Consider the following 17,255-nt stretch of genomic DNA (forward strand, 5'->3'; position numbering starts at 1 on the left):
CGCGGACTCCTAGTTCAGCTTGCGCGCATAGCGCTGGCGGATGTGCTGGCTGATGAAGGTCGACAGGCCGCGGCCGTCCTCGGCCAGCGCGCGCATGCGGGCGATGTTGTCCGCCCCCGCGCTGCGCTCGGTGTAGAGGTAGCGGTCGCCGCCGCTGAACTGGATGGTGATTGAATCCTTGCCGATGTCGTAAGCGACGACGCCCGACTCGCCGCTGCGGTTCCTGTAGCGATGCATACAGGCCTCCTTGGAATGCCTCGATGTCGCTTATGTGGGCGCGCGCGGCGTTCTTGCAAGGCTTGGCGTCAGGCTTTCCTCAGCGCGTGGCCTTGCGCTGCACGCGCAGGCGGCCGTCGGCTGTCTGCACGGCAACGAGGTCGGCGTAATCCGGCACCCCGGGCGAGGTGAAGGGGACATGGTGGGTGTGGGTGGCGGTGACCACGATACTGTCCATGCCGGCCGATTCCGCCGCCTGCAGGCCGATCGGCGTGTCCTCGAACACCAGGCAATCCGCCGGCGCCACGCCCAGTTTCTTCGCGCCCAGCAGGAAGGGATCGGGCGCGGGCTTGCCGTGCTTCACATCCTCGGCCGTCACCAGCAGCGGCGGCATGGGCAGGCCGGCGGCGGCGATGCGGGCCGTCGCAAGCGGGCGCGAAGCCGAGGTGACGATGGCCCAGCGGTCGGTCGGCAGGCTGGCCAGGAACCTCCCCACGCCGGCGATTTCCTCGATGTCGGCCACGTCCTCGATCTCCGCCAGTGCAATGCCCAGCGCCTCGGCGACCGGATCCACGCCCGGCAGGCCGAGTTTGCGGATGGTGTCCTCGGTGCGCTGGCCGTGCACGGTGGGCACGAAGCTGTCCGGGTCGAGCCCATGGCGGCGCGCCCAGGCGCTCCAGACGCGCTCGGCGGACTTGATCGAGGTGAGAATGGTGCCGTCCATGTCGAACAGGAAGGCGGCGTAATCGCGGGAGGGCAGAATCGATGGGTTGGTCGGTGTCACGGGCGAACTCTCGTAGTGGTCTGGCGCTGGGAGGAGGTCCAGCATAGCGCAAAAGACAAAAACGCCCGATCCGCCTCGCCGCTCATCCGGCCATGGCGCAGGCGCCTGGCCGGGAAGGCAGGCGGCAAGTCCGGACGGGCGAGGCGTGGACGGCCGGACCGTCCACACAGCAGCGCCTTACTCGGCCAGCTGCTTGCGCACGCGTGCGATGGCCGCGCGCACCTGCTTCGGCGCGGTGCCGCCCACGTGGTCGCGCGCCGCCACCGAACCTTCCAGGGTCAGCACGGCAAACACGTCCTGTTCGATCAGCGGCGAGAACTCGCGCAGCTTCTCGAGCGGCATCTCGGACAGGTCGCATTTCAGGTCGTCGCATGCGCGCACCGCGTGCGCCACCGCCTCGTGCGCGTCGCGGAAGGGCAGGCCCTTCTTGACCAGGTAGTCCGCCAGGTCGGTCGCGGTGGCGTAGCCCTGCAGCGCCGCGGCGCGCATGTTCTCGGCCTTGACCGTGATGCCGGCCGCCATGTCGGTGAAGATGCGCAGGGTGTCGGTCAGCGTGTCGATGGTGTCGAACAGCGGTTCCTTGTCTTCCTGGTTGTCCTTGTTGTAGGCCAGCGGCTGGCCCTTCATAAGGGTCAGCAGGCCGTTCAGGTGGCCGTAGACGCGGCCGGTCTTGCCGCGCGCGAGTTCCGGCACGTCCGGGTTTTTCTTCTGCGGCATGATCGACGAGCCGGTGCAGAAACGGTCGGCGATGTCGATGAAGCCGATGCGGGGGCTCATCCACATCACCAGCTCTTCCGAGAAGCGCGACACGTGCATCATGATCAGCGAGGCGGCGGCCGTGAATTCGATCGCAAAGTCGCGGTCCGAGACGGCGTCCAGCGAGTTGTGGCAGACGTCCTCGAAGCCCAAGGTCTTGGCCACGCGCAGGCGGTCGATCGGGAAGGTGGTGCCGGCCAGGGCGGCCGCGCCCAGCGGCAGGCGGTTCACGCGGCGGCGCGCGTCCTGCATGCGCTCGGCGTCGCGGCCGAACATCTCCACATAAGCCAGCATGTGGTGGCCGAAGGTGATCGGCTGCGCCACCTGCAGGTGGGTGAAGCCCGGCAGGATGGTGTCGGCGTGGCGCTCGGCGAGGTCGGTCAGGGCACCGCGCAGGCCGTTCAGCAGGCCCAGGATGTCGTCGATCGCGGCGCGGACATACAGGCGGATGTCGGTCGCCACCTGGTCGTTGCGCGAACGGCCGGTGTGCAGGCGCTTGCCAGCGTCGCCCACCAGCTCGGTCAGGCGCTTCTCGATATTCAGGTGCACGTCTTCCAGGTCCAGCAGCCACTCGAAGCTCCCGGCCTCGATCTCGGAACGGATCTGGGCCATCCCGCGCTCGATCTCGGCGCGGTCCTGGGCGCTGATGATGCCCTGGGCCGCCAGCATCTCGGCGTGGGCCAGCGAACCCTGGATGTCGAACATGGCCAGGCGCTTGTCGAAGAAGACCGAGGCGGTATAGCGTTTGACGAGATCGGAAACCGGTTCGGAGAAGCGCGCCGACCAGGCTTCGGCTTTTTTGGAGAGTTGTGCAGTCATGGTGGGATCCCTGTTAGGTATCCGACGATTATAACTCTCCGGGCGCAGGCGGTTTTCGGCAGGCCCGGTGACAAGTCACCCGAAATGGGTGAAGATGGCGCTATAAACTTCATCAAATGACAACAAGGGGGACATATGCGGCAGTGGGCAAAGGCGGCCCTGGCGGGGGCGGCATTGGCATGGGCATGGACGCCGGCCACCGGGATGGCGCAGTCGGCGCCAGCCGCCGCTTCGGGACCGGCACCGGCAGCGGCCCCGGGACCGGGACCGGGACCGGCACCCGCAGCCGCCGCGTCGGCATCCATCCCTGCAGCGGCGCCGGCAGCCCGCCCCGCCGACGTCGCCTCGGTCGACGCCATCGTCAAGGCCTTGTACGAGGTGATCTCCGGCCCGGCCGGCGCGCCGCGCGACTGGGACCGCATGCGCTCGCTGTTCGCGCCCGGCGCGCGCATGATGGCGATCGGCGTGCGCAAGGACGGCAGCATCGGCATGCGCGCCATGACCCCGGACGACTACATCGCCGCCAACAGCAAGGTCTTCGCCACCACGGGTTTCTTTGAAACCGAACTGGCGCGCACCACGGACGCCTTCGGCCAGCTGGTCCACGTCTTCAGCACCTACGAGGCGCGTCACGCTCCCGGGGACGCCAAGCCCTTCATGCGGGGGATCAACAGCATCCAGCTGGTCAACGACGGCAATCGCTGGCATGTCCTCAGCCTGGCCTGGCGCGCCGAGGATCCGAAGCTGCCCCTGCCGGATCGCTACCTGCAGAGCCGCCCAGGCGCCGTGGCAATCGAACTTGAAGCGCTTCCAAACAACGCTAGAATGACTTTTTAGCCAGAACCATGGGTTCCATGATTACCAACGACTCCAGCTTCCAGGTCAGCACCGACCAGAGCAAGCTCGACATCCCGATGATCTACCGCTTCCTGAGCGAGCAGAGTACCTGGGCGGTCGGCATCTCGCGGCCGGTGGTCGAGCGCGCCATCGAAAACTCGCTGTGCTTCGGCGGCTACCTGGACGGCCGCCAGATCGCGTTCGCACGCGTGATCACCGACTTCGCCACGTTCGCCAACCTGGTGGACGTGTTCGTCGTGCCCGAATACCGCGGGCATGGCTACGGCAAGCAGCTGATCGGTGTGGTGCTGCGCCACCCGAGCCTGCAAAAGCTGCGCCGTTTCACGCTCGCGACCAGCGATGCGCATGGCCTCTACGAACGCTTCGGCTTCACCGCGCCCCAGCGTCCGGAGACCCTCATGGAACGCTACTTTCCCAACATTTATTTGTCCTGAGCATACTCAACACGGCGACAAGCTTCTCGAATCAGGCTTACGATGGTGGTAACCCAGAGGAAGCCGTATGCTCCACTTCGTTGTCCGTGCCTTACTCGCCTGGGCATTGCTGGCGAGTAATTTCAGTGCCGCTGCCGAGACGCCGCAGCCCAAGGGCTCGCTCGTCATCATCGGCGGCGCGCTGAGGGCCGACAACGCCGCGGTCTGGGAGCGCATCGTCCAGCTGGCGGGCGGCAAGGGGGCGCGCATCGCGGTGTTCGCCTCGGCCTCGGCCAGCCCTGAGCGCGCCGGTAAATACCTGGTCGAACGATTCAACCAATACGGCGCCAAGGCCTTCTTCGTGCCGGTCGCGGTGCGCCTGGGCGGGGTCGACTACGCCCTCGCCGCCGAAGACCCGGCGCTGGCGGCCGCCGTGCGCTCGGCCGGCGGCGCCTATTTCGCCGGCGGCGACCAGGGCCGCATCACGCGCGCGCTGCGTCGCCCGGACGGCAGCAATACCCTGATCCTCGACGCCCTGTGGGACATGTACCGGCGTGGCGGGGTGATCGCCGGCTCCAGCGCCGGCGCCGCCATCATGAGCAGCACCATGTTCGGCTACCCCAAGCCCATCCTGACCACCCTCAAGCTCGGCCTGCAGGACGAGGATGAGATCGCGCCCGGCCTGGGCTTCATCGGCGACGACGTCTTCGTCGACCAGCACCTGTTGGTGCGCGGGCGCTTCGCGCGCATGCTGCCGGCCATGCTCAAGAAGGGCTACAAGATCGGCCTGGGCATCGACGAGAACACCGCCATGGTGGTCGGTCCGACGCGCGAAGTGGAGGTGGTGGGCTACCGCGGGGCGCTGCTGGTCGACCTGAACCAGGCGCAGTCGAAGGACGGCCTGTTCAACGTCAGCAACGCGCGCCTGAGCTACCTGGACAATGGCGACCGGTTCAACCTCGCGACACGCGCCTTCATTCCGGCGCCGGACAAAATGGACGGCAAGATCGACCCGGGCAAGCCTTATTACCGCGAACCCCTGTTCACCGCCGACATCCTCGGCAACACCACCGTGGTCGACCTGATGTCCAGGCTGATCGACAGCGACCAGATGGAAGCCATCGGCCTCTCCCTCGACAGCCCCAACGGCGTGCAGCCGGAGGTCGGCTTCGAGTTCAAGCTCACCCGCACCAACGACAGTGTCGGTTATCTCTCGCCCCTGAGCGAAGGCTATTCGGTCTACAACGTGCGGCTCGACATCCGCCCGATCGTGGTGCAGCGGCCGCTCTACCAGTACAAGTAGGCAGCTGGCGGCATCGCGCGCATCGGTTAGCTGGTGCACGGTGGCGCCGGCGCGCGCCCGTTAAGGTTGAGCCATGACGAAAGGGCTCTCATCGCGAAAACTGTATGCCATGCAGCGCATGTCGATCGCGCTGCGGCGCGCCTCGGCGGCCCGGCCCTTCGGTCCGGAGACCGACCGCGGCCTGCGCTGGGCCGCCGCCTGGGGCATGGCGGCGGGCATCCGCACGCCCAGGACGCGCCTGCGCCTGCGCCGCGGGACGCTCTCCGGCGTCGCCCTCTGAGTCCTCCTTGAGCCGCCTGCCGGGCCGGCAGGATTACAATGGCGCGATCTCGTCACCATGGGAATCGCGATGCGCCATCTCCTGCTTGCCTTGTCCGCCGCGCTGCTGCTCGGCGCCGCCTCCGTCCACGCCGCCCAGCCGGCCACCATCCGCGTCGACTACACCCACAGCGGCAATGCGCTGCAGGATGGCTATGCGCTCGAGCGCGTGGTAGTCGAGCCCTTGCCCTGGCCGGGCAACCTGGCGAAGAACCTCGACGACACCAACCGCGGCCAGAACCGGGTCGAGGTGGTCGACGCCAGGACCGGCGACCTGCTGTACTCGCGCGGCTTCTCGACCATCTTCGGCGAATGGCGCAGCACCGAGGAAGCCACGAAGATCAGCCGCGCCTTCCAGGAGTCGGTGCGCTTTCCCAAGCCGGACCGCCCGGTGCGGGTGCGCATTCTCAAGCGCGACGAGCGCAACCAGTTCTCGGTGGCCTGGAGCGTCGACGTGGACACCGACGCCCAGGACGTGCTCAAGCAGCAGCCGCCCGCGCCGGCGAAACCGGTGGCGATCCAGGTCAGCGGCCCTTCGCCCGACAAGGTCGACCTCCTGATCCTGGGCGACGGCTACACCCAGGCCGAGATGAAGAAATTCGAGAGCGACGCGCGGCGCTTGTCGCAATACCTGTTCTCGGTCTCGCCCTTCCGCGAGCGGGCGAAGGATTTCAACGTGTGGGCAATGGCGGTGCCGACGCCGAAATCGGGCGTCTCGCGTCCCTCGACCGGCCTGCACAACCCGTCCACGCTGGGCACGCGCTACGACATCTTCGGCAGCGAGCGCTACGTGCTCACGCTGGATAACCGCGCGCTGCGCGACATCGCCCAGCATGCGCCTTACGAATTCATCGAGATCCTGGTCAACAACGAGACTTATGGCGGCGGCGGCATTTTCGGCCAGTTCAGCACCGCGGCAGCTGGCAACGCCTGGGCCAACTACCTGTTCGTGCACGAATTCGGCCACCACTTCGCCGGGCTCGCCGACGAGTACTACACCTCGCCGGTGGCCTACCAGTCCGCGAGCGGGCGTCCGGAACCCTGGGAGCCGAACGTGACCGCGCTGCGCGATCCGGCGCAGCTGAAGTGGAAGCGCCACGTGAAGGCCGGCACGCCGCTGCCCACCGCCTGGCCCAAGGCGGAGTACGAGGAAGCCTCGCGCGCCTACCAGAAACAGCGCGCGGCGCTGCGCGCGGCGAACCGTCCGGAATCCGAGATGGACGCCCTGTTCCACGACGACCTCGCGCGCACCCGGGCGCTGTTCGACAAGCACCCGCACCGCCATGTGATCGGCGCCTTCGAGGGCGCGAACTACGAGGCCAGCGGCTACTACCGGCCGGCGATGCAGTGCCTGATGTTCGACCGCAGCGAGAAGTTCTGTCCGGTGTGCCAGGACGGCATCGCCGAGATCATCGACCTGTATGCGGGCGCTGCCAAGCGGTAATCTTTGCTTACAAATGTCACCAGGTCTACGTGGGCTGACTAACAGACCTGCTCGAGCGTAGTGCCTATTCTGGAGTCCAGCTTAAACAAGAAACAGGGCGCGGGCCGAAGCCCCCGCTCATCGACCACCAGAAAGGAAACATCATGAACAAACTGATCGCTACCCTCATCGCCGGCCTGCTGGCCACCGCCGCCCACGCCCAGACCACCACTGCGGCCGACAGCACGGTCGTCAAGGCCGAAGCCAAGGCCGAGAAAGACATCGCCAAGGCGGAGTCGAAGGAAATCAAGGCCGCCGCCAAGGCGGACGAGAAGGTGAGCAAGGCAGCCGCCAACGCCAACGAGAAGAAGGCCAAGGCGCACTCGGAGCTCGTGAAGGACCACGCCAACGCGGCCGAGAAGGTGGCCAAGGCCGATCCGGAAGACCGCGCGAAGGCCGTGGCCAAGGCGGAGGAGAAAATCGCCGACGCCAACCACAAGGCCGAGAAGAAGATGATCAAGGCGGACGAGAAGCTGCTCAAAACCCAGGTCGATGCGGCGGCCGACAAGGCCCAGGCTGCGGCGAAGACCGAGCAGGTGCGCGCGGAAGCGGCGGCTGATGTGCACAAGGCTGCGGCGAAGCAGTAATCGTGTTCTGCTGATGGAGAAACGCCGGCTTGATGCCGGCGTTTGTTTTTGCGGTGGTGGTGTGCGCTGAACTTGGGTTCCCGCCTTCGCGGGAACGACGTTCAATGGGCTGCGGGCCTTCGACATCAGATTGGGTCGGCACACTAAAACCGTCGTTCCCGCGAAGGCGGGAACCCAAGTTCGCCGCGCAGCCACTTACTCAAGTTCGCCGCGCAGCCACTAACCCCAGTTCGTCGCGCAGCCACTAACCCAAGCTTGATGAGCAAAAAAAACGCCGGCATTAAGCCGGCGCTCACACTCAGGCAGACTTCGCCGCCTCACCTTCCGTCACCCGCATCGCGAGATCCTGGGCCTTGAGCCTCGCCGACAGCGGCTTGCCCTTGCGCGCCCGCTTGCCGAAGTGCGGCTCCAGACCGGATGCGAACAGCTCGACCACCCGCGCCTTGGCGCCGGCCCAGGTGCCGATCACGTTCACGCCCTTCGGGCTGATCGGCTGAGCCGCCAGCAGCGTCTCCTTGGGCTCCAGCTCCATCAGCGTGACGCCCCGGCCGCCATTGGTCAGCACCTTCATCTCGTCGATGCCGAACACCAGCACCCGGCCCTTTTCGGACAGGCAGGCGATCGCCCCGGCGGTATCGGCCACCACGCGCGGCGGCAGCGGGACGGCGCCCTCGTCCAGGGTGATGAAGGACTTGCCGCCCTTCAGGCGGCTGACCATGTCGCCCGCCTTGGCGATGAAGCCGAAACCGTTCGAGCTCGACAGCAGCAGGCGGGTGTCCGGATTGCCGGCGAAGTAGTGCAGAATGCGCACGCCGCCCGACAGGTCGACCAGGGTCGTGATCGGCACGCCGTCGCCGCGCGCGCCCGGCAGGGCACCCACCGGCACCGAATACACCTTGCCGTTGTCGCCCACGCCCAGCAGGTGGTCGACGGTGCGGCATTCGAAGGCCTTGTACAGCGAGTCGCCGGCCTTGAAGGTGAACTGCGCCGGATCGTGGCCGATGCCGGTGCGCGCGCGCACCCAGCCCTTCTCGGACACGATCACCGTCACCGGCTCGTCGATGACCTTCTGCTCGGCCACCGCCTTCTGCGCTTCTTCGATCAGGGTGCGGCGCTCGTCGCCGAACTGCTTGGCGTCCGCTTCGATCTCGCGGATCACCAGGCGCTTCATCGAGGACGGGTTGTCCAGGATGTCCTGCAGCTTTTCCTTTTCCGAACGCAGCTCGGCCAGCTCCTGCTGGATCTTGATCGCTTCCAGGCGCGCCAGCTGGCGCAGGCGGATCTCGAGGATGTCCTCGGCCTGGCGGTCGGTCAGGCGGAACTCGTCGATCAGGGCCTGCTTTGGCTCGTCCGAGTTGCGGATGATGGCGATCACCTTGTCGATGTTCAGCAGGACGGTCTCGCGGCCTTCCAGGATGTGGATGCGGTCGTTGACCTTGCCCAGCCTGAACTCGGTGCGGCGGCGCACCGTGACGAAGCGGTAGTCGATCCACTCCTGCAGGATCGCCGTCAGGCCCTTCTGGCGCGGGCGGCCGTCGCCGCCGATCATCACCAGGTTGATCGGGCTGGAAGTCTCGAGCGAGGTGTGCGCGAGCAGCATCAGCATGAACTCGTTCTGGTCCTGGTTCTTCGACTTCGGCTCGAACACCAGGCGCACCGGCGCCTCGCGGCCCGATTCGTCGCGCACGGTGTCGAGCGCGCCGAGGATGGTCTGCTTGAGCGCCAGCTGCTCGGGCAGCAGGGCCTTCTTGCCCAGCTTGACCTTCGGATTGGTCAGTTCTTCGATCTCTTCCAGCACGCGCTGGGCCGAGCAGCCCGGCGGCAGCTCATAGACCACGGCCTGCCACTGGCCGCGCGCCAGCTCTTCGATCTTCCAGCGTGCGCGCACCTTGAGCGAGCCGCGCCCGCCGGCGTACATGTCGGCGATCTGCGAGGCCGGAGTGATGATCTGGCCGCCGCCCGGGAAGTCCGGGCCGGGGATGGTGGCCATCAGCTCGGCGTGGGTAATCTTCGGATTGCGGATCATGGCCACCGCCGCCTGCGCCACCTCGCGCAAGTTGTGCGAGGGGATCTCGGTGGCCAGGCCGACCGCGATGCCCGAGGCGCCGTTGAGCAGCACCATCGGCAGGCGGGCCGGCAGCGAACGCGGTTCGGTGGTCGAGCCGTCGTAGTTGGGCTGGAAGTCCACCGTGCCCATGTCGATCTCGTCCAGCAGCAGGCGCGAGATCGGGGTCAGGCGCGCTTCGGTGTAACGCATCGCCGCGGCGCCGTCGCCGTCGCGCGAGCCGAAGTTGCCCTGGCCGTCGATGAGCGGGTAGCGCAGCGAGAAGTCCTGGGCCATGCGCACCAGGGCGTCGTACACCGACTGGTCGCCGTGCGGGTGGAGCTTACCCAGCACGTCGCCGACCACGGCGGCGGACTTGCGCGGCTTGGCGGTCGGGCCCAGGCCCAGCTCGTTCATCGCGTACAGGATGCGGCGCTGGACCGGCTTCTGGCCGTCGGTGACGTCCGGCAGGGCGCGGCCTTTCACGACCGAGACCGCGTAGTCCAGGTAGGCGCGCTCGGCGAAGGTGGAAAGGGTGAGCGTTTCGACGTCGTCGGCGGGCTCGTGTTGTTGTTCGAAGAGGCTTGCTTGCGTCATGTTGTTTGTTCGGTTTGTGGCGGGAGCTGCGGGTATGTTGGGAAACTTGGGTTCCCGCCTCCGCGGGAACGACGGTTTTCAAGGCAAACGACAGGATCTATGGAAGCGTCCCTTTCGCCGCTTTGAAACAACGTCATCCAGGCGCAGGTCGGGATCCAAGTTTGGCTAGCAAACCGTTAGCCCATCAAATATCCGCCTCGGTCTCATTCCCATGTTCCTCGATCCACGCCCTGCGCGCCGCCGCTTCGCCTTTGCCCATCAGCATATTGAAGCGCGCCGAGGACTCGGCCAGGTTGTATTCGCCGAAGGCCACCGGCAGCAGGCGCCGGGTGTCCGGATTCATGGTGGTTTCCCACAACTGCTCGGCGTTCATCTCGCCCAGGCCCTTGAAGCGGGAAATGCTCCACGAGCCTTCCTTCAGGCCTTCCTTCTTGAGCTTGTCCTCGATGGCCAGCAGTTCGCCGTCGTCCAGCGCATACAGCTTCTGGATCGGCTTCTTGCCGCGCGCCGGCACGTCCACGCGGTAGAGCGGCGGACGGGCGATGCAGATGTGGCCATTCCTGAACAGGGCAGGGAAGTGCTTGAAGAACAGGGTCAGCAGCAGGACCTGGATGTGCGAGCCGTCCACGTCCGCATCCGAGAGGATGCAGATCTTGCCGTAGCGCAGGCCCGACAGGTCGGGCTGGTCGTCCGGACCGTGCGGGTCGACCCCGATCGCCACCGCGATGTCGTGGATCTCGTTGTTGGCGAACAGGCGGTCGCGGTCGGTTTCCCAGGAGTTCAGCACCTTGCCGCGCAGCGGCAGGATGGCCTGGAATTCCTTGTCGCGGCCCATCTTGGCCGAACCGCCCGCCGAGTCGCCCTCGACCAGGAACAGCTCGTTGCGGGTGATGTCGCTCGACTCGCAATCGGTGAGCTTGCCCGGCAGCACGGCCACGCCCGAGGATTTCTTCTTCTCGACCTTCTGCAGCGAACGCAGGCGCGACTGGGCCTGCTTGATCACCAGCTCGGCCAGCTTCTTGCCGTATTCGACGTGCTGGTTCAGCCACAGCTCGAGCGGCGGCTTGGTGAAGGTCGACACCAGCTTCACGGCGTCGCGCGAGTTCAGGCGCTCCTTGGTCTGGCCCTGGAACTGCGGGTCCAGCACCTTGGCCGAGAGCACGAAGGAGACGCGGGCGAACACGTCTTCCGGCAGCAGCTTGACGCCCTTGGGCAGCAGCGAGTGCAGCTCGACGAAGTTCTTCACCGCGCCGAACAGGCCGTCGCGCAGGCCGGCTTCGTGGGTGCCGCCGCTCGGGGTCGGGATCAGGTTGACGTAGGATTCGCGCACCACGCCGCCTTCCTCGGTCCAGGCCACCACCCAGGCCGCGCCTTCACCCTCGGCGAAGCCCTCGTCGCCGGCGGCCGCGAACTGGGCGCCCTCGAACAGCGGGATCAGGGTCTGGCCGCTGGAGGTCTGGTTCAGGGCCTCGGTCAGGTAGCCGCGCAGGCCCTCGTCGTAGCGCCAGGTCTGGACGTCGCCGGTCTTCTCGATCTTGAGGGTGACGGTAACGCCCGGCAGCAGCACGGCCTTGGAGCGCAGCAGGCGCTGCAGCTCGGCCATGGGGATGTTCGGCGAATCGAAATACTTGCCGTCCGGCCAGGCAGTGACGCGGGTGCCGTTCTTCTTGCCGCCGCGTTCCAGCGGGGCGGAGCTCAAGGGCTCGACCACGTCGCCGGCCTCGAAGGCCAAGCGGTGCACGCCATTGCCCTGGTCGTCCTTGCGCCAGACCGTGATTTCCAGGCGCTTGGAAAGCGCATTGGTCACCGACACGCCGACGCCGTGCAGGCCGCCCGAGAAGGCATAGGCGCCGCCCGAGCCCTTGTCGAACTTGCCGCCCGCGTGCAGGCGGGTGAACACGATCTCGACCGTGGACACGCCTTCGTCGGGGTGCAGGCCGACCGGAATGCCGCGGCCGTCGTCCTCGACCGTGACCGAACCGTCCGCGTTCAGGGTCACGTCGATGTTCTTGCAGTGCCCGCCGAGCGCCTCGTCCGAGGCGTTGTCGATCACTTCCTGGATGATGTGGAGCGGATTCTCGGTCCGGGTGTACATGCCCGGACGCTGCTTCACAGGTTCGAGTCCCTTGAGGACGCGGATGGATGATTCGCTGTAATCGGATGCGGGTTTCTTAGTGGCCATGCTGATGTTCTTAAAATCAATGCTTGCGCATTCTATCTTGTCGCGGGGGAATAGTTAGCTTTTACCGCCACGCCAAACGTGCTTGTTAGTCCGCACCATTGTGCTAGATTAAAACGATGTCACTCGCGAGATGCCGAGGAAAGGCTGGAAAAGCGATGCACGCACCCAGATATCCATTCACCATCCGCCTGGTCGGGTTCGCGCCAAGGGAGTGCGCGCAGCTCGACCTTTTGCTCGCGCAATGCCCACCACCGGGGGCGTCGTATTTTTGCCTGCACGACGACAGTTTGCAAGAACCCGACATCTATATCGCCGACGGCAGCAACCCGGAGGCGCTCGCGCGCCTGTCCTGCCTGCCGCCCGGCGCCCTGCAACCCATCCTCCTGATCGGCGGCGACGGCAGCCGCGCCTGGCGCACCCTGCAGCGTCCGCTCGACCCCGGGCGCCTGTGCGACACCCTGGCCGAGCTGCTTGACGCCCGGGTGCAGGCCCTGGCCGCGCTCACCGCGCGCGGCGAGTGCAGCCTGCCCGAGCGCCGCCGCAAGCCGCGCCTGACGCCCGATCGCGAGCCGCCCGAACATTACGTGCGGCTGCGCCACGGTCCGCCGGACGGCGCCGTCCTGATCATCGACAAGGGCGGGGCCTTCCGCGACCACGTGGCGCAGGTGGTCGGCAGCAAGCTGGCCGCGGAGGGCAGGGAAGCCCGTTGCGGCAGACCGGTCGAGTGGACCGACAGTTCGCGCGCCGCCGTGCGCCTGTGCGACGAAACCCCCGTCTCGCTGGTGATGATCAACACCTGCACACCGGGCATCGAGCCCTACAGCCTGAGCAGCGCCATCAAGTCGCAGGAGGGCGCGGGGCGCACCGCCGTGCTGTTCCTGGTCGGGCAATCCTTCAAGTACGACAGCCTGCGCGCCCGCGATGCCGGCGTGCGCGGCTTGCTCGACAAACCGGTGGCGGACCGCCATCTGGTGGCGACTTTCCAGAAATTGCTGGCCTTGCCGGCGCCAAAACTACTGTAATTGCATACAGTATCGTCCCAAATTGGGTTTCGTGCAAGCTGCCGTTTTGCAACGCCACACCCACAAACGATGAGATTTTTGTAACAAGTCCATATTGTGCGCGGCCGTGGCGACGTTATATTTGCATTATGGTTGAACACAATCACAAGCTGCCCGAGGAAGGCCCCGGCGAGGAACCCGGGCCGCCGATCGAAAAAGATCCGGACACGCCGGTGCGCGTCCCCGACCGGCGCGCCACCGAGCCGCCGGGACGCGGCGGGCGCGCCCGCTACCAGCGCGACGGCGACACCCCGCTGGCCCTGGCCGGGCGGGTGCTGACCTCGCGTTTTCGCGCGATGCGCGAGCGCTTCAACCGCGATTTCATGCAGCGCACCCTGCACATCGGGGTCTCGGCGCGGATCTTCCACCCCGAACCCGGCGCGCGCGGGCTGCTCAGCAAGAATCTCCAGTATCTCGAGGAATCGATCGCCCAGTGGGTGATGTCGCGCGACGTGCTGGTGTTCATGATCCCGACGGTCAATACCAACGGCCTGCTTCACCCCAGTAACATCACCTTGCGCCACTATGCCCGCCATCTCGACGGCCTAGTGCTGCAGGGCGGGGCGGATGTGGCGCCCCAGACCTATTCCGAAACCCCGACCAGGCCGGAATGGGCGGGCGACCGTGCGCGCGACGTCTACGAGCTGGAACTGCTGCACGAATTCGTCGACGCCGGCAAGCCGGTGCTGGGCGTTTGCCGCGGCTGCCAGCTCATCAACGTGGCTTTCGGCGGCACGCTCTACCAGGATGTGGCCACCAATGTCCCCGAGGCGCTGGCTCACGTGCACGACCTGTACGACGCCCACCGCCACGAGATCGTCTTCCCCCAGGGTTCAACCCTGAGCCGCATGTTCCCCAACACGCGCAAGGCGGTGGTCAATTCGATCCACCACCAGGCGGTGAAGGAGCTCGGGCGCGACATCGTGGTCGAGGCCTATTCCGAGCCGGACGGCATCGTCGAGGCGATCCGCTACCGCCGCGCCGATTTCGTGATGGGCCTGCAATGGCATCCGGAATTCCACCGCGCCGGCGGGGTCGACCTGCTCGACTGCACCCCGGTGCTGGACGAATTCCTGCGCGCCGCCCGCGAGACCCGGCTCTGACCCCGACCTGTCGCTGAAAACGCTTGCTTTCGTCCGACACCCGGACAATAATTGGAATGAGAATCATTCTCATTCGTGAATCGAGCAAGGTTTCCAGGAGAGAGGCGGCATGACTATTTCTTTTGAAGGCGACGCAGCAGCCCCGGCCGGACGCAGCCAGGACGCGCTGCTGGTCGCATCCCTGTTGCACCTGATGTCGCACTACACGGCGCGCGGCGCGGACGAACCGCCCTGCGTCAAGCTGGCCTCGGTGATCGAGCGCCACCTGGCGGCGCTGTCGCGCATGCCGGAAGTCGACCCGGTGCTGCGCGCCACCTGCGAGCAACTGACCGAACAGTGGGCGACGCTGGTCGACGCCAAGCTGCCCGCGCCCGCGCGGCCGCCCTTGCTGGCGCGTTTCATGCGCGGGGCCTGGTCGGGCAAGGCTGCCGCCGTCGCCGGCTGATCGTCGCGCACCGATAGCGCGCGCCAGCTCAGCCCAGCCAGTCGCGCAGCGCCGCTTCGCCCGCGGCGCTGAAGCGCATTACCCGCGAATCCGGCTCGCGCTGCGCCCAGCCCAGTTGTTCGCAGCGCGCCAGGAGCGCGGCGCCGAGCCGGCCGGCCAGATGGTGGCGCCGCTCACTCCAGTCCAGGCAACTGCGGCACAGCGGGCGCCGGCCCGCCGGCGCATCCGCGTCGATGTCCAGGCGCGCCACCAGCGCCCGTCCCGCCGCGGTCAAGCCCATCCCTTCTGCGCCGAGCGCGAAGGCGCCTTGCGCCAGCATAAGTTCGTAGACCAGCACCCCGAGTTCCCCCGCCAGGTGGTCGTAGCAGACCCGCGCCTTGCGCAGCGCCGGTTCGCGCGGACCGGGCAGCAGTGGCAGGGCGTTCAGGCCGAAGGCCACGCCCATCAGCGACTCCAGCATGTGCGCGACCTCAGGGTCGGCGATGCGGAAGTAGCGGTGCCGTCCCTGAGACTCGACGCTCAGCAGGCCGGCGGCCTGCAGCTTGGCCAGGTGGGCGCTGATGGTCTGGCGCGTGACGCCGGCCGCGTCGGCCAGCTCGGTGGCCGTGAGCGCGCGCCCGGCCATCAGCAGGTTCAGCACCTGGGCGCGTGCATGATCGCCGATCAGCGCGGCGATGGCGGTGATGTTGGGTCCGTCCTTCATGCTTCGATCTTAGCCGAAGCATCCGGCAGGGTCCAAGGACTACAGTGGCGGCTCCAATTATGAGGAGCTTCCATGACCATCACCTGCTTCATCCGCTACCAGATCGATCCCTTCCAGCGCGAGGAATTCCGCCGCTACGCCGACAACTGGGGCCGCATCATTCCCCGCTGCGGCGGCGACCTGCTCGGCTATTTCCTGCCGCACGAGGGCAGCAACGACGTGGCCTGGGGCCTGATCGCCTTCGACAGCCTGGCCGCCTACGAGGCCTACCGCCAGCGCCTCAGGCAGGACGAGGAGGCGCGCGCCAACTTCGCGCTGGCCCAGCAGCAGCGCTTCATCTTGCGCGAAGAGCGGACCTTCCTCGAGAATGTCGCCACCACCATGCGTCCAGGAGGCTGGCATGATCGCCGTGATCTTTGAAGTCGAACCCGAGCCCGCCCAGCGGCAGACCTATCTCGACATCGCCGCGCGCCTGCGCACCGAGCTCGAAGCCATCGACGGCTTCCTGTCGATCGAGCGCTTCGAGTCGCTGTCGCGTCCAGGGCGCATCCTGTCGCTTTCGTTCTGGCGCGACGAGGAGGCGGTGCAGCGCTGGCGCACCCTCGAGTCGCACCGCGCGGCGCAGACCGCCGGCAGGGCCGGCATCTTCCGCGACTATCGCCTGCGGGTGGCGACGGTGGTGCGCGACTACGGCCTGCACCAGCGGGATGAAGCGCCGCCGGATTCGCGCGCGGCGCATCCCGCAGCTTGATGCTTCCCCGGGAAGGGGCGGCGCCACAGTCCAAGCAGGGTGGCGCCGAGGATCAGCATCAAGGGGGCAGGCGCCTCCGGAACGGGCGAGGTCACCGCCTGCGCGATCGACTCGATCTGGTAGAAATATTCGCCGCTGGCCGTGTAGCCGGATCCGTTCACGAACTCCAGCCACAGCGTGCCGCTGCGTTCGTAGCTGGGGCGGAGCTCGCCGACATACTGTCCCACATCGCCGTAGACATCGTCGCTGTCGCGCATCCACTGGCGGTTCTTGGGATGACCCCATTCCGCGATGGCGACGAAGGCGATCGAGGTGGTTCCAGACTGCTGCGCGCCGGGAAAAGGCTGGGTTTGCATGGCGAGGTCGACGTCCAGGCCGAGGGAAACCCGGGTATTCGAAGAGAACTCGAACAGGCCGCGCCGCTCGGCGAAGTCCGCCACCCGTAGTTCTTCGCCCGGCTTTGGCATCAGGAAGAGCGATTGCGTGAGCGGGTCCATGCCGGCTTCCATGAACCGGAACCACGGCGCCTCGCCGTCATCGGGCGCCAGGTCGGTCAGCACGAAGCGCAGGTTGGAGGCGCTCGCCTCGATGCTGACCTGGGCCCCAGCCGGCGTGGCCAGCCAGGCGGAACCAGCAAGCAGCAGACACAGACCACCCGTACGCGCTCTCATCATGCCGCTCTCCTGATAGTGGGCGCGCCGTTGTGGGGGCGCGTGAACCGACAGTAACCCAGGCGTCCGGCGCGCACGATAGCGGGGCCAACATTTGTCTGCAGGCTGCCACAGGCGGCGCGCCGCCGCTCTGGCCTACAATGGGCAGTCACGAGTTCAAA

Annotated in this window: 18 protein-coding genes; 11 read left to right on the top strand and 7 right to left on the bottom strand. The window is 66.8% G+C overall.

Annotated features, from left to right (window positions below; all coding sequences use genetic code 11):
• Window positions 1-9: 9 nt before the first annotated feature.
• From B0920_RS16470 to argH, 3 genes are all read right to left on the bottom strand, one after another.
• Entirely contained in the window at window positions 10-237 is a 228-nt protein-coding gene (locus B0920_RS16470; RefSeq protein WP_078033747.1) for a hypothetical protein, read from the bottom strand.
• A gap of 79 nt (window positions 238-316) precedes the next feature.
• On the bottom strand, window positions 317-1,000 hold the full coding sequence (locus B0920_RS16475; RefSeq protein WP_229455675.1) for an HAD-IA family hydrolase: 684 nt from the start codon (window positions 998-1,000) through the stop codon (window positions 317-319).
• 177 nt (window positions 1,001-1,177) lie between these two features.
• Window positions 1,178-2,575: an argininosuccinate lyase gene (argH, locus tag B0920_RS16480; RefSeq protein ID WP_078033749.1), complete on the bottom strand. Its 1,398-nt coding sequence runs from the start codon at window positions 2,573-2,575 to the stop codon at window positions 1,178-1,180.
• A gap of 135 nt (window positions 2,576-2,710) precedes the next feature.
• On the opposite strand from argH, the gene B0920_RS16485 reads away from it, so the two are divergent.
• The 6 genes from B0920_RS16485 (at window position 2,711) to B0920_RS16505 (ending at window position 7,537) form a co-directional block, all read left to right on the top strand.
• The gene (locus B0920_RS16485; RefSeq protein ID WP_229455676.1) at window positions 2,711-3,412 is read left to right on the top strand and encodes a hypothetical protein; all 702 of its coding nucleotides are present in this window, start codon (window positions 2,711-2,713) and stop codon (window positions 3,410-3,412) included.
• A 17-nt stretch (window positions 3,413-3,429) separates the two neighbouring features.
• Entirely contained in the window at window positions 3,430-3,867 is a 438-nt protein-coding gene (locus B0920_RS16490; RefSeq protein ID WP_078033750.1) for a GNAT family N-acetyltransferase, read from the top strand.
• A 67-nt stretch (window positions 3,868-3,934) separates the two neighbouring features.
• Window positions 3,935-5,149 carry a cyanophycinase gene (locus tag B0920_RS16495; RefSeq protein ID WP_078033751.1) on the top strand — a complete coding sequence of 405 codons (1,215 nt, stop codon included), beginning with the start codon at window positions 3,935-3,937 and terminating at the stop codon, window positions 5,147-5,149.
• Window positions 5,150-5,258: 109 nt separating this feature from the next.
• Window positions 5,259-5,429, top strand: a complete 171-nt coding sequence (locus B0920_RS26010) for a hypothetical protein (protein WP_179119201.1) — start codon at window positions 5,259-5,261, stop codon at window positions 5,427-5,429.
• A gap of 69 nt (window positions 5,430-5,498) precedes the next feature.
• Window positions 5,499-6,911 (top strand): IgA Peptidase M64, encoded by a 1,413-nt coding sequence (locus tag B0920_RS16500; protein ID WP_078033752.1) that lies wholly within the window; start codon window positions 5,499-5,501, stop codon window positions 6,909-6,911.
• Window positions 6,912-7,054: 143 nt separating this feature from the next.
• The gene (locus B0920_RS16505) at window positions 7,055-7,537 is read left to right on the top strand and encodes a hypothetical protein (RefSeq protein ID WP_078033753.1); all 483 of its coding nucleotides are present in this window, start codon (window positions 7,055-7,057) and stop codon (window positions 7,535-7,537) included.
• A 298-nt stretch (window positions 7,538-7,835) separates the two neighbouring features.
• Here B0920_RS16505 and parC read toward each other — a convergent pair whose 3' ends face one another.
• Window positions 7,836-10,178, bottom strand: coding sequence for a DNA topoisomerase IV subunit A (gene parC / locus B0920_RS16510; protein WP_078033754.1), 2,343 nt, complete (start codon window positions 10,176-10,178; stop codon window positions 7,836-7,838).
• Window positions 10,179-10,362: 184 nt separating this feature from the next.
• Window positions 10,363-12,360, bottom strand: a complete 1,998-nt coding sequence (locus B0920_RS16515) for a DNA topoisomerase IV subunit B (RefSeq protein WP_078033755.1) — start codon at window positions 12,358-12,360, stop codon at window positions 10,363-10,365.
• Window positions 12,361-12,647: 287 nt separating this feature from the next.
• On the opposite strand from B0920_RS16515, the gene B0920_RS16520 reads away from it, so the two are divergent.
• The 3 genes from B0920_RS16520 (at window position 12,648) to B0920_RS16530 (ending at window position 14,969) form a co-directional block, all read left to right on the top strand.
• Window positions 12,648-13,382, top strand: coding sequence for a response regulator (locus B0920_RS16520; protein WP_229455680.1), 735 nt, complete (start codon window positions 12,648-12,650; stop codon window positions 13,380-13,382).
• A 128-nt stretch (window positions 13,383-13,510) separates the two neighbouring features.
• Entirely contained in the window at window positions 13,511-14,524 is a 1,014-nt protein-coding gene (locus B0920_RS16525) for a gamma-glutamyl-gamma-aminobutyrate hydrolase family protein (RefSeq protein ID WP_078033756.1), read from the top strand.
• Window positions 14,525-14,633: 109 nt separating this feature from the next.
• Window positions 14,634-14,969: a hypothetical protein gene (locus B0920_RS16530; protein ID WP_078033757.1), complete on the top strand. Its 336-nt coding sequence runs from the start codon at window positions 14,634-14,636 to the stop codon at window positions 14,967-14,969.
• A 28-nt stretch (window positions 14,970-14,997) separates the two neighbouring features.
• Here B0920_RS16530 and B0920_RS16535 read toward each other — a convergent pair whose 3' ends face one another.
• Entirely contained in the window at window positions 14,998-15,672 is a 675-nt protein-coding gene (locus B0920_RS16535; protein WP_078033758.1) for a helix-turn-helix transcriptional regulator, read from the bottom strand.
• A gap of 72 nt (window positions 15,673-15,744) precedes the next feature.
• On the opposite strand from B0920_RS16535, the gene B0920_RS16540 reads away from it, so the two are divergent.
• Together B0920_RS16540 and B0920_RS16545 are read left to right on the top strand one after the other, a co-directional pair.
• Window positions 15,745-16,092 (top strand): NIPSNAP family protein, encoded by a 348-nt coding sequence (locus tag B0920_RS16540; RefSeq protein WP_078033759.1) that lies wholly within the window; start codon window positions 15,745-15,747, stop codon window positions 16,090-16,092.
• Window positions 16,073-16,423 (top strand): antibiotic biosynthesis monooxygenase, encoded by a 351-nt coding sequence (locus tag B0920_RS16545; protein WP_078033760.1) that lies wholly within the window; start codon window positions 16,073-16,075, stop codon window positions 16,421-16,423. Before B0920_RS16540 ends, B0920_RS16545 begins: the two co-directional genes overlap by 20 nt.
• Here the strand turns inward: B0920_RS16545 and B0920_RS16550 are convergent.
• Window positions 16,360-17,097: a hypothetical protein gene (locus B0920_RS16550; RefSeq protein WP_078033761.1), complete on the bottom strand. Its 738-nt coding sequence runs from the start codon at window positions 17,095-17,097 to the stop codon at window positions 16,360-16,362. The two genes, B0920_RS16545 and B0920_RS16550, sit on opposite strands and share 64 nt — an antisense overlap.
• Between the last annotated feature and the right edge of the window lie 158 nt (window positions 17,098-17,255).

Source organism: Massilia sp. KIM (assembly GCF_002007115.1).
Lineage (GTDB): Bacteria > Pseudomonadota > Gammaproteobacteria > Burkholderiales > Burkholderiaceae_D > Telluria.